The organism is Caproiciproducens galactitolivorans, from assembly GCF_029266045.1.
Classification (GTDB): Bacteria; Bacillota; Clostridia; order Oscillospirales; family Acutalibacteraceae; genus Caproiciproducens; species Caproiciproducens galactitolivorans.
Map to the genome: position 1 here is coordinate 40,499 of NZ_JAJUFJ010000010.1, position 16,253 is coordinate 56,751.

At 48.6% G+C, this 16,253-nt stretch carries 13 protein-coding genes; 5 read left to right on the top strand and 8 right to left on the bottom strand.

The genetic code is table 11. The features are described 5' to 3' along the window. Positions 1-74: 74 nt before the first annotated feature. Complete coding sequence (gene mtaB / locus P9B68_RS08355; protein WP_135656606.1) at positions 75-1,361, top strand: tRNA (N(6)-L-threonylcarbamoyladenosine(37)-C(2))-methylthiotransferase MtaB; 1,287 nt, start codon at positions 75-77, stop codon at positions 1,359-1,361. On the opposite strand, the gene P9B68_RS08360 is transcribed toward mtaB, so the two are convergent. After that, on the bottom strand, positions 1,358-2,686 hold the full coding sequence (locus P9B68_RS08360; protein WP_243112888.1) for a glycoside hydrolase family 10 protein: 1,329 nt from the start codon (positions 2,684-2,686) through the stop codon (positions 1,358-1,360). The two genes, mtaB and P9B68_RS08360, sit on opposite strands and share 4 nt — an antisense overlap. A 123-nt stretch (positions 2,687-2,809) precedes the next feature. Between P9B68_RS08360 and P9B68_RS08365 the strand changes: the two genes are divergently transcribed. The 3 genes from P9B68_RS08365 to P9B68_RS08375 all read left to right on the top strand — a co-directional run bounded on the left by P9B68_RS08365 (position 2,810) and on the right by P9B68_RS08375 (position 4,893). Further along, complete coding sequence (locus P9B68_RS08365; RefSeq protein ID WP_135656605.1) at positions 2,810-3,178, top strand: zinc-ribbon domain-containing protein; 369 nt, start codon at positions 2,810-2,812, stop codon at positions 3,176-3,178. A 15-nt stretch (positions 3,179-3,193) separates the two neighbouring features. Continuing rightward, complete coding sequence (locus P9B68_RS08370; protein WP_135656604.1) at positions 3,194-3,466, top strand: DUF1294 domain-containing protein; 273 nt, start codon at positions 3,194-3,196, stop codon at positions 3,464-3,466. A gap of 146 nt (positions 3,467-3,612) precedes the next feature. Further along, positions 3,613-4,893, top strand: coding sequence for a LysM peptidoglycan-binding domain-containing protein (locus tag P9B68_RS08375; RefSeq protein ID WP_135656603.1), 1,281 nt, complete (start codon positions 3,613-3,615; stop codon positions 4,891-4,893). Positions 4,894-4,932: 39 nt separating this feature from the next. Here the strand turns inward: P9B68_RS08375 and mgtA are convergent, their stop codons facing one another. Further along, positions 4,933-7,581: a magnesium-translocating P-type ATPase gene (gene mgtA, locus P9B68_RS08380; protein ID WP_135656602.1), complete on the bottom strand. Its 2,649-nt coding sequence runs from the start codon at positions 7,579-7,581 to the stop codon at positions 4,933-4,935. A gap of 151 nt (positions 7,582-7,732) precedes the next feature. Further along, positions 7,733-8,950, bottom strand: coding sequence for an O-antigen ligase family protein (locus P9B68_RS08385; protein WP_277668841.1), 1,218 nt, complete (start codon positions 8,948-8,950; stop codon positions 7,733-7,735). A gap of 276 nt (positions 8,951-9,226) precedes the next feature. Here P9B68_RS08385 and P9B68_RS08390 point away from each other — a divergent pair, with 276 nt between their 5' ends. Next, complete coding sequence (locus P9B68_RS08390) at positions 9,227-11,563, top strand: cation-translocating P-type ATPase (RefSeq protein ID WP_277668842.1); 2,337 nt, start codon at positions 9,227-9,229, stop codon at positions 11,561-11,563. Between the two features lie 115 nt (positions 11,564-11,678). On the opposite strand, the gene P9B68_RS08395 is transcribed toward P9B68_RS08390, so the two are convergent. The 5 genes from P9B68_RS08395 to P9B68_RS08415 all read right to left on the bottom strand — a co-directional run bounded on the left by P9B68_RS08395 (position 11,679) and on the right by P9B68_RS08415 (position 16,253). Further along, positions 11,679-12,623 (bottom strand): alpha/beta fold hydrolase, encoded by a 945-nt coding sequence (locus P9B68_RS08395; RefSeq protein ID WP_277668843.1) that lies wholly within the window; start codon positions 12,621-12,623, stop codon positions 11,679-11,681. Between the two features lie 86 nt (positions 12,624-12,709). Further along, positions 12,710-13,405, bottom strand: a complete 696-nt coding sequence (gene trhA, locus P9B68_RS08400; protein ID WP_135656598.1) for a PAQR family membrane homeostasis protein TrhA — start codon at positions 13,403-13,405, stop codon at positions 12,710-12,712. Between the two features lie 77 nt (positions 13,406-13,482). Further along, positions 13,483-14,376, bottom strand: a complete 894-nt coding sequence (locus P9B68_RS08405; protein ID WP_135656597.1) for a radical SAM protein — start codon at positions 14,374-14,376, stop codon at positions 13,483-13,485. Beyond that, positions 14,373-15,215, bottom strand: a complete 843-nt coding sequence (gene pgeF / locus P9B68_RS08410; RefSeq protein ID WP_277668844.1) for a peptidoglycan editing factor PgeF — start codon at positions 15,213-15,215, stop codon at positions 14,373-14,375. The genes P9B68_RS08405 and pgeF overlap by 4 nt, the downstream gene beginning before the upstream one ends. Positions 15,216-15,374: 159 nt before the next feature. Further along, positions 15,375-16,253, bottom strand: coding sequence for a 3'-5' exonuclease (locus P9B68_RS08415; RefSeq protein ID WP_135656595.1), 879 nt, complete (start codon positions 16,251-16,253; stop codon positions 15,375-15,377).

Genomic DNA, 16,253 nt, shown 5'->3' on the forward strand with positions numbered 1-16,253 from the left:
GGTCAATATCAATTATGACCAGACTTTTTGACAAATAGCAAAATTAAATATTCAAATTTTTAAAAGGGGAAAACATGAAAGTTTCTGTTATTACGCTCGGATGCAAAGTAAACCAGTACGAATCGCAGGCGATGCTGTCCCAGCTTACCACCGCGGGCTTCAGCGCCTGCGGCGCGGATGAGGAAAGCGACGTTGTGTTAATTAATTCCTGCACCGTAACGGCAATGAGCGACCACAAGGTGCGCCAGGCGCTCCACCGCGCAAGGCGCAAAAACCCGGACGCCGTCATCGTTCTTACGGGCTGCATGCCGCAGGCTTTTCCCGAAGCCGCGGCGAAGCTGCAGGACGCGGATATCGTTCTCGGCAATTCCAACCGCTCCTCACTTCTTCCGGACATTCTGAATTACCTCTCCTCACGCCAGCGCATCGTGGATATTGTCCCCCATGAAGAGGCATCCGGATTTGAATCGATGAAGGTTAATCAATTTTATGAACGAACGCGCGCTTTTGTGAAAATTGAAGACGGCTGCAACCGCTTCTGCTCGTACTGCATTATTCCTTACGCGCGCGGAAGGGTGCGCTCCAAACCCATGGATGAGCTGAAAAAGGAAATAAACGAAATCGCCGCAAACGGCTACCGCGAGATTGTATTGACCGGGATCAACCTTTCCGCTTACGGACAGGATATCGGACTGCATCTCTGTGACGCTGTGGAAGCTGCCTGCGCGCCCGAAAGCATCGCGCGGATACGCCTTGGTTCCCTGGAGCCCGAACAGCTCAGCGAGGACGTGATCGCCCGTTTGAGCCGCCAAAAGAAACTCTGCGCACAGTTTCACCTCTCGCTTCAAAGCGGCTGTGATGAAACACTACGGCGCATGAACCGGCATTACAATACGAATGAATACCGCACCATCGTGAAAAACCTTCGCGCGGCATTTCCAAACGCCGCCATTACAACGGATATTATGGTTGGCTTTCCCGGGGAGACCGAGGAAGAGTTTCAAAAATCACTGGACTTTGCAAAGGAAATCTGCTTTGCAAAGGTTCATGTCTTCGCTTATTCCCGCCGCCCCGGCACCAAGGCGAACGACGCACCCGATCAGGTTACGCAGGCGGTTAAAGAACAGCGCAGCCAGCGGATGATTGAAATAACGCAAAAAACGAAAGAGGACTTTTTCCGCCGTCAGGTCGGTTTAACCGAACCGGTTCTTTTTGAACGTGAATGTGAAAAGGGCGTTTACGAAGGCTACACCGAAAACTACACCCCGGTAAAAACACATAGCGATGAATCGCTTGCCGGGCGTATTGTTCCGGTAAAGCTCACGCAGGCCCAGCACGATTTCTGCATTGGAGAGATTTAACGGAGCACTTTCATAACATTCTGAACCTCTTCCTTTGTCTGATCGGCATTCAGATAATCCCATGAATAGAACATAAAGCCGTCGCAGGAAGCCTTCCTTCCCGTTTCAACCTGACGGGCCAGAATGTTATTGGATTTTTTCCAAGTGCCGCTGTCTGCGTCGGAGCCGCTTTTGTAAACGGCAAGGCCGAGGTACAGCTTTACATCTTTATTTACGACCAGCTTTCGCCAGTTCTGCGCGGCCGTGCCGAACGGGAGCACCGGATTTTCAAAATTCACATAGAGCTGCGGGCAGATATAATCGACATAGCCCCGGACGCTGCACCAAGATGCAACATCAGCCCCCATTTTCTTATCGTTCTCAATGTTGCCCTGGGGCGCAATTCCGAACGGCAGATTCGGCTTTACTTCCTTGATTTCACTATAAACAAGCGACACCAGCGCGTTGATATTTCCCTGCCGCCATTCCAGAAGGCTGACCGGCGTACCGCTTTGGGAAGCGGCCGCGCAATAGCTGTCGTAGGCGCTTTTATCGAAGGATGCGTCCTGTGTGGGATAAAAATAATCGTCGAACTGGATCCCGTCCACGTCATAATTTTTCGCGATCTCTTGGGCGCCGTCCGCAATGAGCTTGCGGACCTGTGCGTAGGCGGGATTATAATATTTCCCGTTTGCACAGTCTACTGTCCATCCGGCTTTCGCCGAATCCTTTTTCCATAGATTATAGTTATTTCCCTGCGCCAGAATGGACGGCGATGCCGACGTCTGAATGCGCAAGGGATTGATCCACGCTTGAAGCTTCATGCCTGCCTTATGTGCTGACGCGACCATCAGCGCGAGTGGGTCGTAGCCCGGATCAACGCCCTGTGTGCCGCCGACTACATGGCTCCATGGAAAATACGCAGACTTGTACAAAGCGTCGCCAAACGGACGCACCTGCACAATCAGCGTGTTCATTCCACAATTTTTCGCCCCGGACACAATGGCGTCAAATTTCTTTTGAAAGGCCGCCTCGCTTTTATCGTTGCTTTTACTCATATCCAAGCTCATATACGGCACCCACACCGCGCGCATTTCATCGACCGGTGCTTTCACCTGTTCAGCCGGCGCGGACGCAACCACGGGTGCTGTGTCCGGCTCCGGAATGCTTTGCTGCAGACCGGTTGCAGCATTCGGCTGAAAGGCAGAAGCCTGTTGTGCGGAAACGGCAGGAATCCCTCCGCCCTTTTTGTTTTCCATATTCAACGCCATGGAAACAGCGACCGCCGCCGCAAGCAGGCATATGCAGACGAAAATGCTATGCCGGTCGAAAAGCTTGATTACCATAGAAACCCGTCCTTTCATTTTTACTGTCCGTTCCGCCTTCTGTTTCCGCGGAATAGAGATATTGACAGAAGCGTTTCCATCGTGTAGGATACCATTTAATACATTTCGTAAGGGGGCATATCCATGTTCTTTATCGTGGGGATCACCAACGGCGCACACGATCTGGGAGTCAGAAAATGTGGATTTTTTCCCTGCTGTTCCGCAAATGGGGCGATGGCTCTGGTCACCTGCACCTTTCAGCAGTTTACTTTTTTCTTCCTTCCCCTGTTCCGTTTCAGCAAGCGCTATTTTGTCACCTGTCCAAACTGCGGCGCGGTTTACGAGCTTTCGGCCGATGAGGGAAAGCGCGTTGAAAAGGATTATACAGTTGAAATAGATCCAAGGAAGATGTATATCATCCAAGGCGCTTACCGAAGAACCTGCCCAAACTGTAACTGCCCTGTTGACCCAAACTGCAATTACTGCCCAAACTGCGGCGCAAACCTGCGATAAAAGAGAGGAAAAGACATGCCTGCTTATATATACTGGTGTTCTTATCTGATTATTATTAATTTCATAGCAATCGTTGTGACAATCGTAGACAAGCATAACGCGAAAAAGCATCGCCGGCGCGTTCCGGAGGATGCTCTGCTTTTTCTTGCCGCATTCGGCGGCTCCGTTGGCATGCTGCTTACGATGTATGCAATTCGCCACAAAACGCATCACAAAAAATTTATGTTTGGCATTCCGGTGATTATTACGCTGCAAATCGTCACCGCTTATTATCTATTTTTCCGTTAAACAAATAGAACAGTTTGATATTTCATATCAATCCCAGAAAATCCACACAGCGTCCCAACAGGGCAGGCATACCCCGTCTCCGGATTTCATATACTGTTAGAAAACGGTACCCGCTAACAAATTATGAATGAAAAGGTGTGATGGGTTTGGTAATACATACTGTCCGGCAGGGAGATACCATCTATTCTTTATCAAGAAAGTATGGTACGACCGTTCAAAAGATAATAGCTGATAACGGTCTGGAAAACATCAACCATCTTGTCATCGGCCAAGCAATTGTAATTGACGTAGACAGCGTGCGCCACACCGTATTACCCGGCGAATCACTATATTCCATCGCGCGGATGTATGATACGACGGTCTTTCGTATATTGAGCGCAAACGAAGGGATTACCGACCCTTCCTCCATCAGCGTAGGTCAGATTATTATCATCCCGTTTGCAACTGAAAAATCAGGAACGATTGAAGTAAACGGCTATGCGCAAACGGATATCGAAAACACCACACTAGAACGCACCCTTCCGCACTTAACCTACCTTAGCATTTTCAGCTATCAGGTCAAACCGGACGGAAGCCTGACCGCCATTCAGGATGGCCCGCTTATCGAGGTGGCCCGACGGCAGAGCGTAGCTCCGATGATGGTTATTACCAACATAAAAGAGGGCGGCGGCTTCGGAAGCGAGCTTGCGAATACGATCCTGACCAACGAGACGCTTCAGGACACCCTTCTTGACAATGTCATAGGCATTATGCAGGAAAAAAACTATTTCGGGCTGGATGTCGATTTTGAATATATCTTCCCGCGCGACCGGGAAAACTACAATAATTTTCTGAAAAAAACGGTGGATCGCCTGCATTCTCTGGGCTATATCGTAACAACAGCCCTTGCGCCCAAGACAAGCGGGAGCCAAGCGGGGCTTCTGTATGAAGCGCACGACTATGCGACCCACGGACTTCTGGTTGACCATGTTATCCTGATGACCTACGAATGGGGCTATCTGATGGGGCCGCCCCGTGCGGTCGCCCCGGTTAACCTTGTGGAAGATGTAATACAGTATGCGGTATCGGTTATGCCGAGCAGAAAGATTTTCATGGGAATCCCGAACTACGGCTACGACTGGACCCTCCCCTATATTCAGGGCACCGCGGCGCGTCCGATGACCAATGTGGGCGCAGTAAACCTTGCCTCACAGGTCAGCGCGAACATTCAATTTGACCAAACCGCGCAGTCCCCATTTTTTAATTATTACGACAGGAGCGGAAAGCAGCACATTGTTTGGTTTGAAGACGCCAGAAGCATTGAAGCGAAAATGAAAGTGGTTGCCAAATACAACCTTGGCGGGGTAAGCTACTGGACGATTAACAGCTTCTTCCCTCAAAACTGGGTGGTACAGGACAATATGTTTACCATCAAAAAAGTTTTATAGCAAAAAAGGACTTGGCCGGTTGGCTCAAGTCCTTTTTATTTACAGCCACGAACGGTTGATTTTAATATAAATCATCTTCACAATCTGCGCAAATGTAATATATCCCAGAATAATCACCGCAAGCCAGCCAAAGTATGCCATAGGAAGGCTTGCAAGCCCCACATAAGCGCCGAGCGGTGTAAATGGAATAAGAATACCGATCGCCATGATAACGGACGTCAGGAGCACCACAGGAGTTGCTGCGCGGCTTTGCACGAACGGAAGTTTCGGCGTACGGATCAGGTGGATGATCAAAGTCTGGGAGAGCAGACTTTCAACAAACCATCCGGCGTTAAACAGCGCGATTAGAGCGGGGTTCGTCGCTGTGTTGCAGCCAAATACGAACCACATCAAAAGATAGGTCGCAATATCAAAAACAGAGCTTACCGGCCCGATACAAAGCATAAACTTGCCGATGCTCGTAGCATCCCATTTCCTCGGTACGCAAAGATATTCCACATCCATGTTGTCCCACGGAATGGAAATCTGGGAAATGTTATACAGTAAATCCAGAACAAGAATCTGAACCGGCATCATGGGCAGGAATGGCAGAAACGCACTCGCGACCAGCATAGACAGCATATTCCCAAAATTGGAGCTTGAGGTCATCTTGATATATTTAATGATATTTCCAAAGATTTTGCGTCCTTCAATAACGCCATGCTCCAGCACCATCAAATCCTTTTCCAAAAGGATAATATCCGCGCTCTCCTTGGCAATGTCCACCGCCGTATCGACAGAGATACCTACATCGGCTTTGCTGAGCGCCTGTGCATCGTTGATGCCGTCACCCATAAACCCAACCGTATGACCGATTTCCTGCAGCGCATTGACAACGCGAGCCTTCTGCATCGGAGAAAGCTTGGCGAAAACAGTGGTGTCCCCTGCCTGCCGCATCAGTTCTTCCTCGCTCATTTCCTCTATTTCAGAGCCGAGAAGGATTTTATCGACCGACAGCCCGACGTCACCGCAGATTTTCCGCGTTACTCCTTCGTTATCGCCTGTAAGCACCTTTACCTGAACGCCGTATTCTCCCAGCGCGCTTATAGCGGCGGCGGCAGATTTCTTCGGCGGGTCCAAAAGGCCGAGATAGCCCATCAGTGTCATATCGCTCTCGTCTTTTACTCCGAAGACGCCCTCAACGGACGGGTCTCTTTTCTGGGCAACGGCAATTACCCTCATCCCCTGGGAATTCAATTCTTGCGCCATATTGACAACCTGCCTGCGCAGCTCTTCGGTCAGCGGCAGGACTTCACCCTGATATTCGCAGCAGGAGCAAATCTGGAGGATTTCTTCTACCGCGCCCTTTGTAATAACCTGTGTTTTTCCCTCACGGTTTTTCAGCACGACGCTCATGCGGCGGCGCGCAAAATCAAAAGGAATTTCATCTACTTTGATATATTCGTTATTTAAATAAGTTATGCTTTCTTCATTGGCTTTATCAATAACCGCCAGATCGATCAGGTTTTTCAGCCCTGTCTGAAAATAACTATTCAGATAAGCATACTTCAAAACTCTTTGGTCTTCTATGCCCTGTACGTTTAAGTGGCGCTCAATAACGATTTCGTCCCTTGTCAGCGTACCGGTCTTGTCGGTACAGAGAATGTCCATCGCACCGAAATTCTGAATCGAATTCAAATGCTTTACCACGGTCTTCTGGCGGGACATGCTGACGGCTCCCTTGGCCAGATTCGTCGTTACGATCGTCGGCAGCATTTCCGGTGTTAAACCAATGGCAACGGAAATGGCAAATAAAAGCGCTTGAATCCAGTTGTGCTTCGTAAGACCGTTCAGCAGGAATACAACCGGAACCATAACCAGCATAAAACGAATCATCAGAAAGCTTACGGAATTCACACCCTTATCAAAACTGGTGGGTGCACGTTCGCCGGAAAGTGCCCTGGCCATGTTGCCGAAATACGTGTTATCCCCGGTGGCAAGCACAACGGCAAGAGCGGAACCGCTCACGACATTGGTACCCATAAAGCAGATATTCCGAAGATCAAACAGGTTGTCTTCCTTTTTCGTTCGGTCCGGATCGGAGAATTTTTCAATTGGTTCGGATTCACCCGTCAGCGCCGACTGGCTGATAAATAAGTCCTTTGCCTTTAAGATCCGCAAATCGGCGGGGATCATGTCGCCGCCCGCAAGAACAACGATATCGCCCGGCAGTAGGTCGGCCATCGGTATTTCTTCGCGTCCGTTTTCACGGCGAATAACCGTTGCTGTTGTTTTTACCATAGATTTCAGGCTTTCCGCTTCTTTTCCGGAACGGAATTCCTGAAAGAAGCGCAGGCCGCCGCTGATCAGCACAAGGGTCAGAATCACGATAACCGCAGCCGGACTCCTTTCTTCCGGTTTTGCAAGCTCGACTTCGGTAATAAAGGAGATTGCGGCAATTACAAGCAACACAAAGGTAAACGGATTCTCGAACGCCTTTATTAATTGTATATACCATGGCTTTGGCTTCTCATGGGATATTTCATTGCTTCCGTACTGTTCGGAGAACATTTCAACGTCAACAATATCCAACCCTTTTTCCCTTGTCTTAAGGGTAGAAAGCAGAATATATTTTTCCATGTTCGAATATTCTTTGAGTTTCTTTGCAATGGCCTGCGCGCTGATATCTGTCATTTGTGTTTTCTTCATTTTAACACCTCCTGCGGGGTTTTTAAGGAAAAAAGTCCCCTGCCTGATTGGGCAAGGGACGAAAGATTCTGTTGTGCAATCACATACAATTAATATTGAGTTCAGCAGACGACCGCCCTGCTTTCGGGACAAGGCAACCGAATTAGAGAAATCAGTTTTTCAGGTACACAGGCTGGACGGGTGCTTTCTCCGCGTAGTCCGGCACAAGCGAAGGCAGGCGAAGCTGGCTTTCCAGGCACTCCGAACCGATGCCCATCGCTGAATACATAAAAATAAACAATAAGCCGGTCTGAATCCAAAGAATCGTCACATCGGTCATACCGTGCACAGCGGTAGCAACCAATGCCGCTGTAAAAAGAATATTCATATTCATCCCAATATTATTTTTGAAACGAAGCAACAAAAGCTTTAGCTGAGCAAGACAGTAAATTCCGATTGCTCCAAAACCGACAAAGCCAAAATTCAACAGGGTGTCCAGCAATAAATTATGGCAATGATAGGTTTTGTAGCCTCCAAGCTGTTCACAGATCATCTGATAGGAAAGCGCGCCTGTTCCAAAGAAAGGATGCCTTGTAATGCCGCGGAGCGCAGTCGTCCAAATTGAGAGCCTTTGGCCGCAGGTGCTGTCGATTGCTTCAAGGCCCCGCGGAAAAATCGAGGGAAAAATAGCCCCAACCGTAACAAAGGCCGCTGCAACACAAACCAACCCAACCGCAAGGGCATAGCGGTTCTTCAACACCAGCATCGTCATGACGGCGCATGCGGTAGCTATGAAGGCGGAACAGCTAGCCGACAGATAAAGTCCAATCAAGTTGAGTTCAATAACGGCAAGATAAAAGTTCTTTTTTTGTTTGTTGGTAAATATGCGATATATGGCAATAATGATTATAAATTCAATCATCATTCCATAACAGTTCGCGTTATGGAATACGGAAACCGGGCGGTATCGCGGCGCCAGACCGTAAACGGTTACTTTCTGGTAAACGGCGATCGCAACGCACCAGAGGCTCGCGATACACGTAAGATCCATTACTTTGTTAAAAAGAGAACGGTTCATTACGCTTCGAACATAGAACGCACAGGTAGCTGCAGCGAGAATAACGATTGCGTACACCATTCCCCAGTAATTATTATAGATTGCGGATATAAAAAACGGAATAATCAGAAAACCAAGAAGAAACTTTGAATAAGGAGAAGAAAATGCTTTTGTCCTTACTTTACAGTTAATCATCGTCATAATGGCGATTCCGCAGGTTACAACAACGCTGAAGTAAAAGGGTACAAATACGGAAGCCGCCAACAATAAAACGAGCATGCTGTCAATATCCTGGATCGGAAGTTTTAATTTTCGAAAGTCAAATTTTATCATATTCAACATATTCGATAAGATTCAGACCCCCTTTTCTCATTTTACGATCTGTGAAATTTAATCCACTCAGCATTTCACATTTTTTTATTATACCATAACGTTTTTTGGAAACAAGATAAATTATGATTGAATATGCGACTTTAACGATTCATAATTTATGTGTTTTGACGAAAATTGTTATCAATTTTTAAAGTTTTTTGCAAATTACGTTTTGCTTTGTCGTATATAGTATAATGAATTTCAATGCGAAACATACATGAATAGGGGACAAAATACATGACACTTGATGAAAGCTGCTCCAAAGGATTAACGCAGGAGGAGGTGGAATCCCGCCAACAGCGGGGTCTTGTAAACGGAACAGATGAAATAAAAACCAAATCGATCGGACAGATTATATTAAATAACCTTGTTACGCCATTTAATATTTTAAATGTAGCGCTTGCCGCTTTAATCGTTATGGTAGGGTCCTTCAAGAATCTGTTGTTTATGGGTGTTATCATCTGCAACACCCTTATTGGAACAATACAGGAAATCCGGGCAAAAAAAACAATCGACCGGCTGAAGCTGATCGCGGCGCCGAAAGCCGGCGTCATGCGGGGCGGGGTAAAGCAGGAGCTCCCCGTTGAGGACCTGGTATTGGACGACATCCTGATTCTGACAAGCGGAAATCAGGTTTGCGCGGACTGCGTGGTCGTTGACGGCGAATGCGAAGTCAACGAATCGTTAATTACCGGCGAGCAGGATCCTATCTTAAAAAAAGCCGGGGATCACCTTTTAAGCGGAAGCTTCATTGCAAGCGGAAGCTGCTGTGCAAGGGTTGAACACATCGGTGCGGAAAATTATGCGTCAAAAATCACGAAAAACGCCAAATATTTAAAAAAGCCGAACTCCGAAATTATGAACTGGATTAATAAAATCATAAAATATATTGGTTTTTCCATCATCCCGATCGGTACCCTTCTATTTTACAAGCAGTATTTTCTGTCCGGGGAACCTTTTCAGCGCGCCGTTGTCGGCACCGTTGCCGCTTTGATCGGCATGATTCCGGAGGGGCTTGTCCTTTTGACTAGTGTCGTGCTGGCCGTCAGCGTCATGCGTCTGGCGTATCATAAGGCGCTGGTGCAGGAGTTATATTCGATTGAAACGCTTGCGCGCGTGGATACGCTCTGCCTTGACAAAACAGGCACGATCACGGAAGGGATCATGCAGGTGGACGCAATCCTTTCGCTTTCCGATCGAACAAAAGTAGATATCGAAAACGCCATCGCCGCCTTAATCAACACGTTAAACGATGAAAACCCAACAGCCAACGCAATCAGGGGGCTCGGCCTTGCCACGCCGGATTGGGAATACACGCACAAAGTTGCGTTTTCATCCGCCCGCAAATGGAGCGGGGCCACGTTCCGCAGCGAGGGCAGCTATCTGTTAGGCGCGGGGGAATTTATTCTAAAAGACGATTTTTCGAAAATCAGCGCTCTTGTAAAGGAGCATTCTGCTCTAGGGCAGCGCGTCCTTCTTCTGGCCCATTCCCCAGACCCGATCCAAGGCAACGAGCTTCCGGCAACCATCGAGCCTGTTGCCCTGATTTTATTAAGCGATAAAATTCGGAAAAACGCAAAAAGAACCCTGTCGTTTTTTGCCGACCAGGGTGTGGACATTAAGGTGATTTCCGGCGATAACCCGGTAACCGTTGCAAATATCGCAAAAAAGGCGGGATTGAAAAACGCAGACAAGGTCATCGACGCTTCCCTGCTATTGACCAAGGACGATTTAAAAGACGCGGCGGAAAAATATACTGTGTTCGGACGCGTAACTCCCCAGCAAAAACTGGACCTTGTCAAAGTTTTGAAGGAGCAGGGGCATACGGTTGCCATGACGGGCGACGGTGTGAACGACGTGCTCGCTTTAAAGGAAAGCGATTGCAGTATCGCCATGGCCTCCGGAAGCGACGCTTCGAAAACGGTGTCGCAAGTCGTCCTGTTGGATTCGGATTTTGCAAGCATGCCACGGATTGTAAACGAAGGAAGGCGTTCGATTAATAATTTACAGCGTTCCGCTTCCCTGTTCCTTGTCAAGGCGATTTTTTCCGCAATCATTGCCGTACTTTTTATCTTTGTAAACTGCGGTTATCCATTCCAACCGATTCAATTCACGCTGATCAATGCGGTGACCATTGGGATTCCATCCTTTATCCTTGCTTTGGAACCGAACCGGGAACGCATACAGGGAAGCTTTATGATCAACGTCATGCGGAAATCGCTGCCGGGCGCGCTAACCATGTCGACAAATATACTCTTCCTCGTATTAATCGCGTGCAGCTTGAAATTTTCCCACGAGCAAATTTCCACAATGGCAGTAATCGTCACCGGTTATACCGGGCTGCTTACCCTATTTAAGGTCTGCATCCCGTTTAATATCAAGCATGCCGTTCTGTTTTGGCTGATGACGGGCATTTTTGTGGTTGCCATGCTCTTCTTTAAACCGTTTTTCTCCCTTGTGAATTTAACCTTACCCATGCTGCTAATTCTCGCTCCGTTGCTGCTTGCAGCCACCAGTTTAATGGCTCTGTATTACCATATGATTGAAAAAGTAATTATGAAAAAAGCAAAGTAGACCTTTCAAGTTAATGTTCCTAACATAACCCAGATAATCCGGTTTTAATCGATAGAACCAAACGGAAAGATATTACAAAAGGACAGCGCCGAAGAAACTTCGCGCTGTCCTTTTTCTATGCATTCCCCGCAAGGATGTCATCCAGAAAATTCTCAATATCCGTAAAAACTTCCTGCCGGTTTATTTCACATAAGATTGAATGCTTTGCGCCGGGGTACAAAATCAGCCGCACATCATGGCCGGTCTTTTTCAGCTTCCGCGCAACCTGACGCACGCCCTTTCCGAACCCGCCCACCGGGTCGCTGTCCCCGGAAATCAGCAAAATAGGGATTTGCGGCATCTTTTTAAACCAGCTCGGGGAAGCTACCCGCTCCTGTAAAAGAAGAATATCCCGGTAACCGGACACGGTAAAATCAAAACCGCAGAGCGGATCCTTTATATATTTTTCCACCTCGTCCGCATCACGCGAAATCCAGTCCGCCGGAATGGAAAGCAGGGCAAAATTCCTGGTGCTATTGACCGAAGCCATCTTTTTGAATATCACGTCGTGTCCCTTTTCGCCCTTCTTTTTCACGGCGGTATTGCAAATCATCTTCTGCACTTTTATAGCGGCTTTCGGCACACTCCCGCACGTCCCCATAATTACCGCGCCGGCCAGTTCGCTGCCGTGCTGCGCACAGTAGGATCTGACCAAAAGGGAGCCAAGGCTGTGGCCCATGAGAATATAGGGCGCTTCGGGATAATCCCTGTGGATGAGCGTATAAAGCTTGTGCATATCCTGGACCAGATTCTGGAAGCCGCCTTTTCCGAAATAACCGTAGGAGCCTCCTGCAGAAACAGATTTCCCGTGCCCCAAATGGTCGTTTACCGCAACCGCAAAGCCCTTGGATGCCATATATTTTGCAAATTCAACGTAAAGCAGGCTGTGTTCCGACATGCCGTGCGCGATTTGCAAAACGCCCTTGACGTTTGCCTTTTCCGCCGGCTCCAAAATCCTTACAAAAATCCGTTCATCCTCCACACAGGAATCAAAAGACAGTTCTCTTTTCTTGATATCCAACTTTCCCACCTCTTCACGCTGCTTTCATCCTATACCATATTATATCGCAAAGAGGAGAAAAAAGATCGTATGAATTGTAAACAATTCTAGACGGCAATATTATAAATGACAAAATAATGAAAAACCGACCCGCCAAGGACAAAAAGGTGCCACACACTATGCATATATTTCATCTTCTTGCCTAAGCCGTATATGACCGCACCGACCGTATAAAGCACGCCCCCCAGAAGCAAATACAGAATGGAACGGGAGTCAAGCTTCTGCATCAGCGGCTGAAAGAAAAATATCACAAACCAGCCGAGCGCGATGTAGCAAACCATGGAAAATGTTTTAAAACGGTTCAAATTGATCGCGTTCAGAACAACCCCTATGATTGCCACCGTCCATACAATGGTAAACATCAGCCATCCGGTCGCCCCGCCGAAGCACAACAGGGAAATCGGCGTATAGGTACCCGCAATCAACAGGAAAATGGTACAATGGTCGAGAATCCGGCAGATTTTTTTGCCGTTGCAGATACCGAGCGCATGATACAGGGTGGAAACCGCATACAACAGAATCATGGTCGCTCCGAAGATCGACACCGCCGTTGTCGTCAGCGCATCATGCCGCCCGTACATCAGCAGCGCCACCAAACCGGCAATGGCAAGCCCCACGCCCACGCCGTGCGTTGCGGCATTGAGGATTTCCTCCAGCACCGTATAATCCGGCAGTTCCAGTTCGCTTCTCCGGACCGCCCTCCACGCCGTTTTATTTATTTTGTTTATACTGTTGTCTACCATGATATCACCATCTTTTAAATATTATATTATGTAGTATTTAATACTAGGTAATAGTGTATCGCGGTACAATGGATTTGTCAAGGGGAAACTCCCTCTAAATTAAACGGCGGGATAAAATCCCGGCTTGCCGATTTTCTTTCCTGAACGAAACCGTCCAAATTCAGTCGGAACAGATGCTCCTGTACCTTATGGTATTCCCGTGCCGTAATCCGGCGGTTGATTTCGGGAAAATCCTCCGCTTTGCCGCAGGGAATATATTGCGCCATCAAACTGACCAGAACGCCGGCGGGCAGGCTTTCCCCCAGCCAGTCGAGGACGGCGATGGAATTGCGCGTATTCCCCGGCAAAATGAGATGCCGCACAATGGTGCCGCGCGTCATCATGCCTTCCGCGTCAAACGCGGCCGGACCGGTCTGGCGCGCCATTTCAAGTACGGAGGCCTTCGCGTTTTCCACATAATTCGGCGCGCCGGAATATTTTTGCGCAAGCAGGTTGTCCGCATATTTGAAATCGGGCAGGTAAATATCAATCCACCCGTCGAGCATTTTCAGCGTTTCCGGATTTTCATACCCGCCGGAATTATAAACGACCGGCAGCTTTGTTTTCCGGAGTGCAAGTGCCTTTAAAATCGCCGGAACAAAATGCGTTGGATTCACCAGATTAATATTGTGCGCCCCCTGTTCCGCAAGACGGTCAAATATGTCCGCCAATTCCTGCGCGCTGATAATTTTCCCCACTTCTTTTTCCGTACTGATCCGATAATTCTGGCAGAAAACGCACTTCAGACAGCAGCCGGTAAAGAAAACCGTGCCGGAGCCGCGCTTCCCGCTGATACAAGGTTCTTCCCAAAAATGAAGCGCTGCGCGCGCGACAACCGGATTTGCGCCCATCCCGCAGAAGCCGGCGCCTTGGTTTTCCGTTCGAAGCGCACCGCAGCCACGCGGACAAAGGGTGCAGTGCTGAATCGTCAAGCTCTCCCCTCCGTCAGGCACATCATTGCGGCAAGCCCGCCGCGTTTTCCGCCGGTTGCGCGGTGCGACCAAAGCCATTGGGCGTTGCAGCGCGTACACAGTCCCGCAACCGAAATCTGCTCCTGAGGAATACCGGCGTGCATTAGTATGCGCCGATTTGCCTCCCATAAATCGATATGATATTTTCCTCCCCCGTTGTTTACGATAAATTCCTGCGGTTTCAGTTCTGTTAGTTTGGAAAATTCTTCATAAACCGGCGTGTCCACTTCAAAGCATTCGGGGCCGATGGACGGTCCGACCGCGGCAACAAGGTCACGGGGGCTGCTCCCAAATTCCCTCCCCATAGCTTTAACCATTTTCGCACCGATTCCGGCGACCGTACCACGCCAGCCCGCATGGGCCAATCCGATCGCACGCCTTGCGGGGTCAAGGAAAAACAGCGGGACGCAGTCCGCATAGAAAGTCACCAGCGTGACATCTGGTTCATCCGTGATCAAGCCGTCCACACTTTGGATATCCTTGGGTTTCCAGATACCCGTTCCCCGGTTCCGGGCACCCACCCTGCGAATAAAGGTTCCGTGATCCTGCGCGGAAGCTACCAGCGTGGTATAATCAAATCCCGCAGCGGAACAGAAGCGATGGAAATTCTCCGTTACATCCTCGTCAGAGTCGCCCCGCCCGAAATTTAAATTCATCGAGGCAAATTCCTTTTTGCTGACCCCGCCGATCCGGGTAGAAAAGGCATGCCTTACAAAGCCGTATTTTTCAAATTCCAGGAACGTAAGATAGGCAACGCCCCCTTTTTCATAGAATTTCATATTTTTACTGTCGTAATTCATAATGCCTCCAACAATTGATGATTTTTTGATTGTAGCATAGGGAAATCCGGAATGCAAACGGGCAGCGGCTCCCCTTTCCTCCCCCGCTATACTTATATATAATACTGCAGGAAGGCCGCGAGCGGAAGCAAGCGCCAGGGCACAAAAAAAGGAGAGCCGTCAGCTCTCCTCTTGAGGATTTTGCTCCTCTCTTTGATCCTTGTCGGATGGAACCGGAAGGATCCCTTTTTTTACAACCATGCCCTCATATTTCAGTTTAAACTGAACCCGGCCGTAAAACCGGTGATGGCAGTGCCAGCAGACAAACTCCGCGCGGTAGCTTTTATTTTTAAGCTGCCAGTCGCCCGTGCGGTGCGCACGCCGCCCGCAGAAATCGCAGGTAAAGCGCAGGTCGTTCCGCCGGATCAGCGGATGGTTTAAGTCGCAGATGATCACCGTTTTAAACAGCAGCTTGTCGTAAAACTCCTGCGCAGTCGCGTCCTGAATCAGCGGTTTAATTGTTTCGGGGTCATACAGCTTTCGTAAGCACTGGAGGGACAAAAGGCTGTCCCCCAAAGCGCGGTGGTGGTCATAGCCTTCTTCGTTAATGTTTAAAAGCTGCGCTGCGGTACTCAAGCCCATCTGCTTGGTCTTGTCGTAATTCAGCAATTTTTCACAGTATTCCTGTAAATTAACATACCGCTTTAGAAAAGGTATGCGCTCATTTCCGCAGAAATAGCGGCAGTTTTCAATCAAGGCGAGGATATCGGAGGTGCCCCATGTCATAAAAATCGCGTCACCCGCCCATTTTTTAAAGCGGCTGGTAACCTGCATGAATTGAAGGCCGTCCTGCAATTCTTCATTGGTTATGCTGGTCAGCGTCTTTATTTTACCGCTCAGTTTCTTCCCAACCTGAGGCCGCACCAAGGATTCAAAGGTATCTACAATCTGTAGGTTTTCATCAACCTTCACGGCGCCGAATTCGATGATTTCGTTGATAAAGCCTTTCAATTTCCGGCTGTAGGTACCATTCCATTCCAAATCAAGTATAATATACAT

Bases quoted from the DNA above. Each gene is read 5' to 3' on its own strand.
- mtaB (WP_135656606.1), top strand. From the start codon at position 75: ATGAAAGTTTCTGTTATTACGCTCGGATGCAAAGTAAACCAGTACGAA.
- P9B68_RS08360 (WP_243112888.1), bottom strand. From the start codon at position 2,686: ATGGTAATCAAGCTTTTCGACCGGCATAGCATTTTCGTCTGCATATGC.
- P9B68_RS08365 (WP_135656605.1), top strand. From the start codon at position 2,810: ATGTTCTTTATCGTGGGGATCACCAACGGCGCACACGATCTGGGAGTC.
- P9B68_RS08370 (WP_135656604.1), top strand. From the start codon at position 3,194: ATGCCTGCTTATATATACTGGTGTTCTTATCTGATTATTATTAATTTC.
- mgtA (WP_135656602.1), bottom strand. From the start codon at position 7,581: ATGAAGAAAACACAAATGACAGATATCAGCGCGCAGGCCATTGCAAAG.
- P9B68_RS08385 (WP_277668841.1), bottom strand. From the start codon at position 8,950: ATGATAAAATTTGACTTTCGAAAATTAAAACTTCCGATCCAGGATATT.
- P9B68_RS08390 (WP_277668842.1), top strand. From the start codon at position 9,227: ATGACACTTGATGAAAGCTGCTCCAAAGGATTAACGCAGGAGGAGGTG.
- trhA (WP_135656598.1), bottom strand. From the start codon at position 13,405: ATGGTAGACAACAGTATAAACAAAATAAATAAAACGGCGTGGAGGGCG.
- pgeF (WP_277668844.1), bottom strand. From the start codon at position 15,215: ATGAATTACGACAGTAAAAATATGAAATTCTATGAAAAAGGGGGCGTT.
- P9B68_RS08415 (WP_135656595.1), bottom strand. From the start codon at position 16,253: ATGTATATTATACTTGATTTGGAATGGAATGGTACCTACAGCCGGAAA.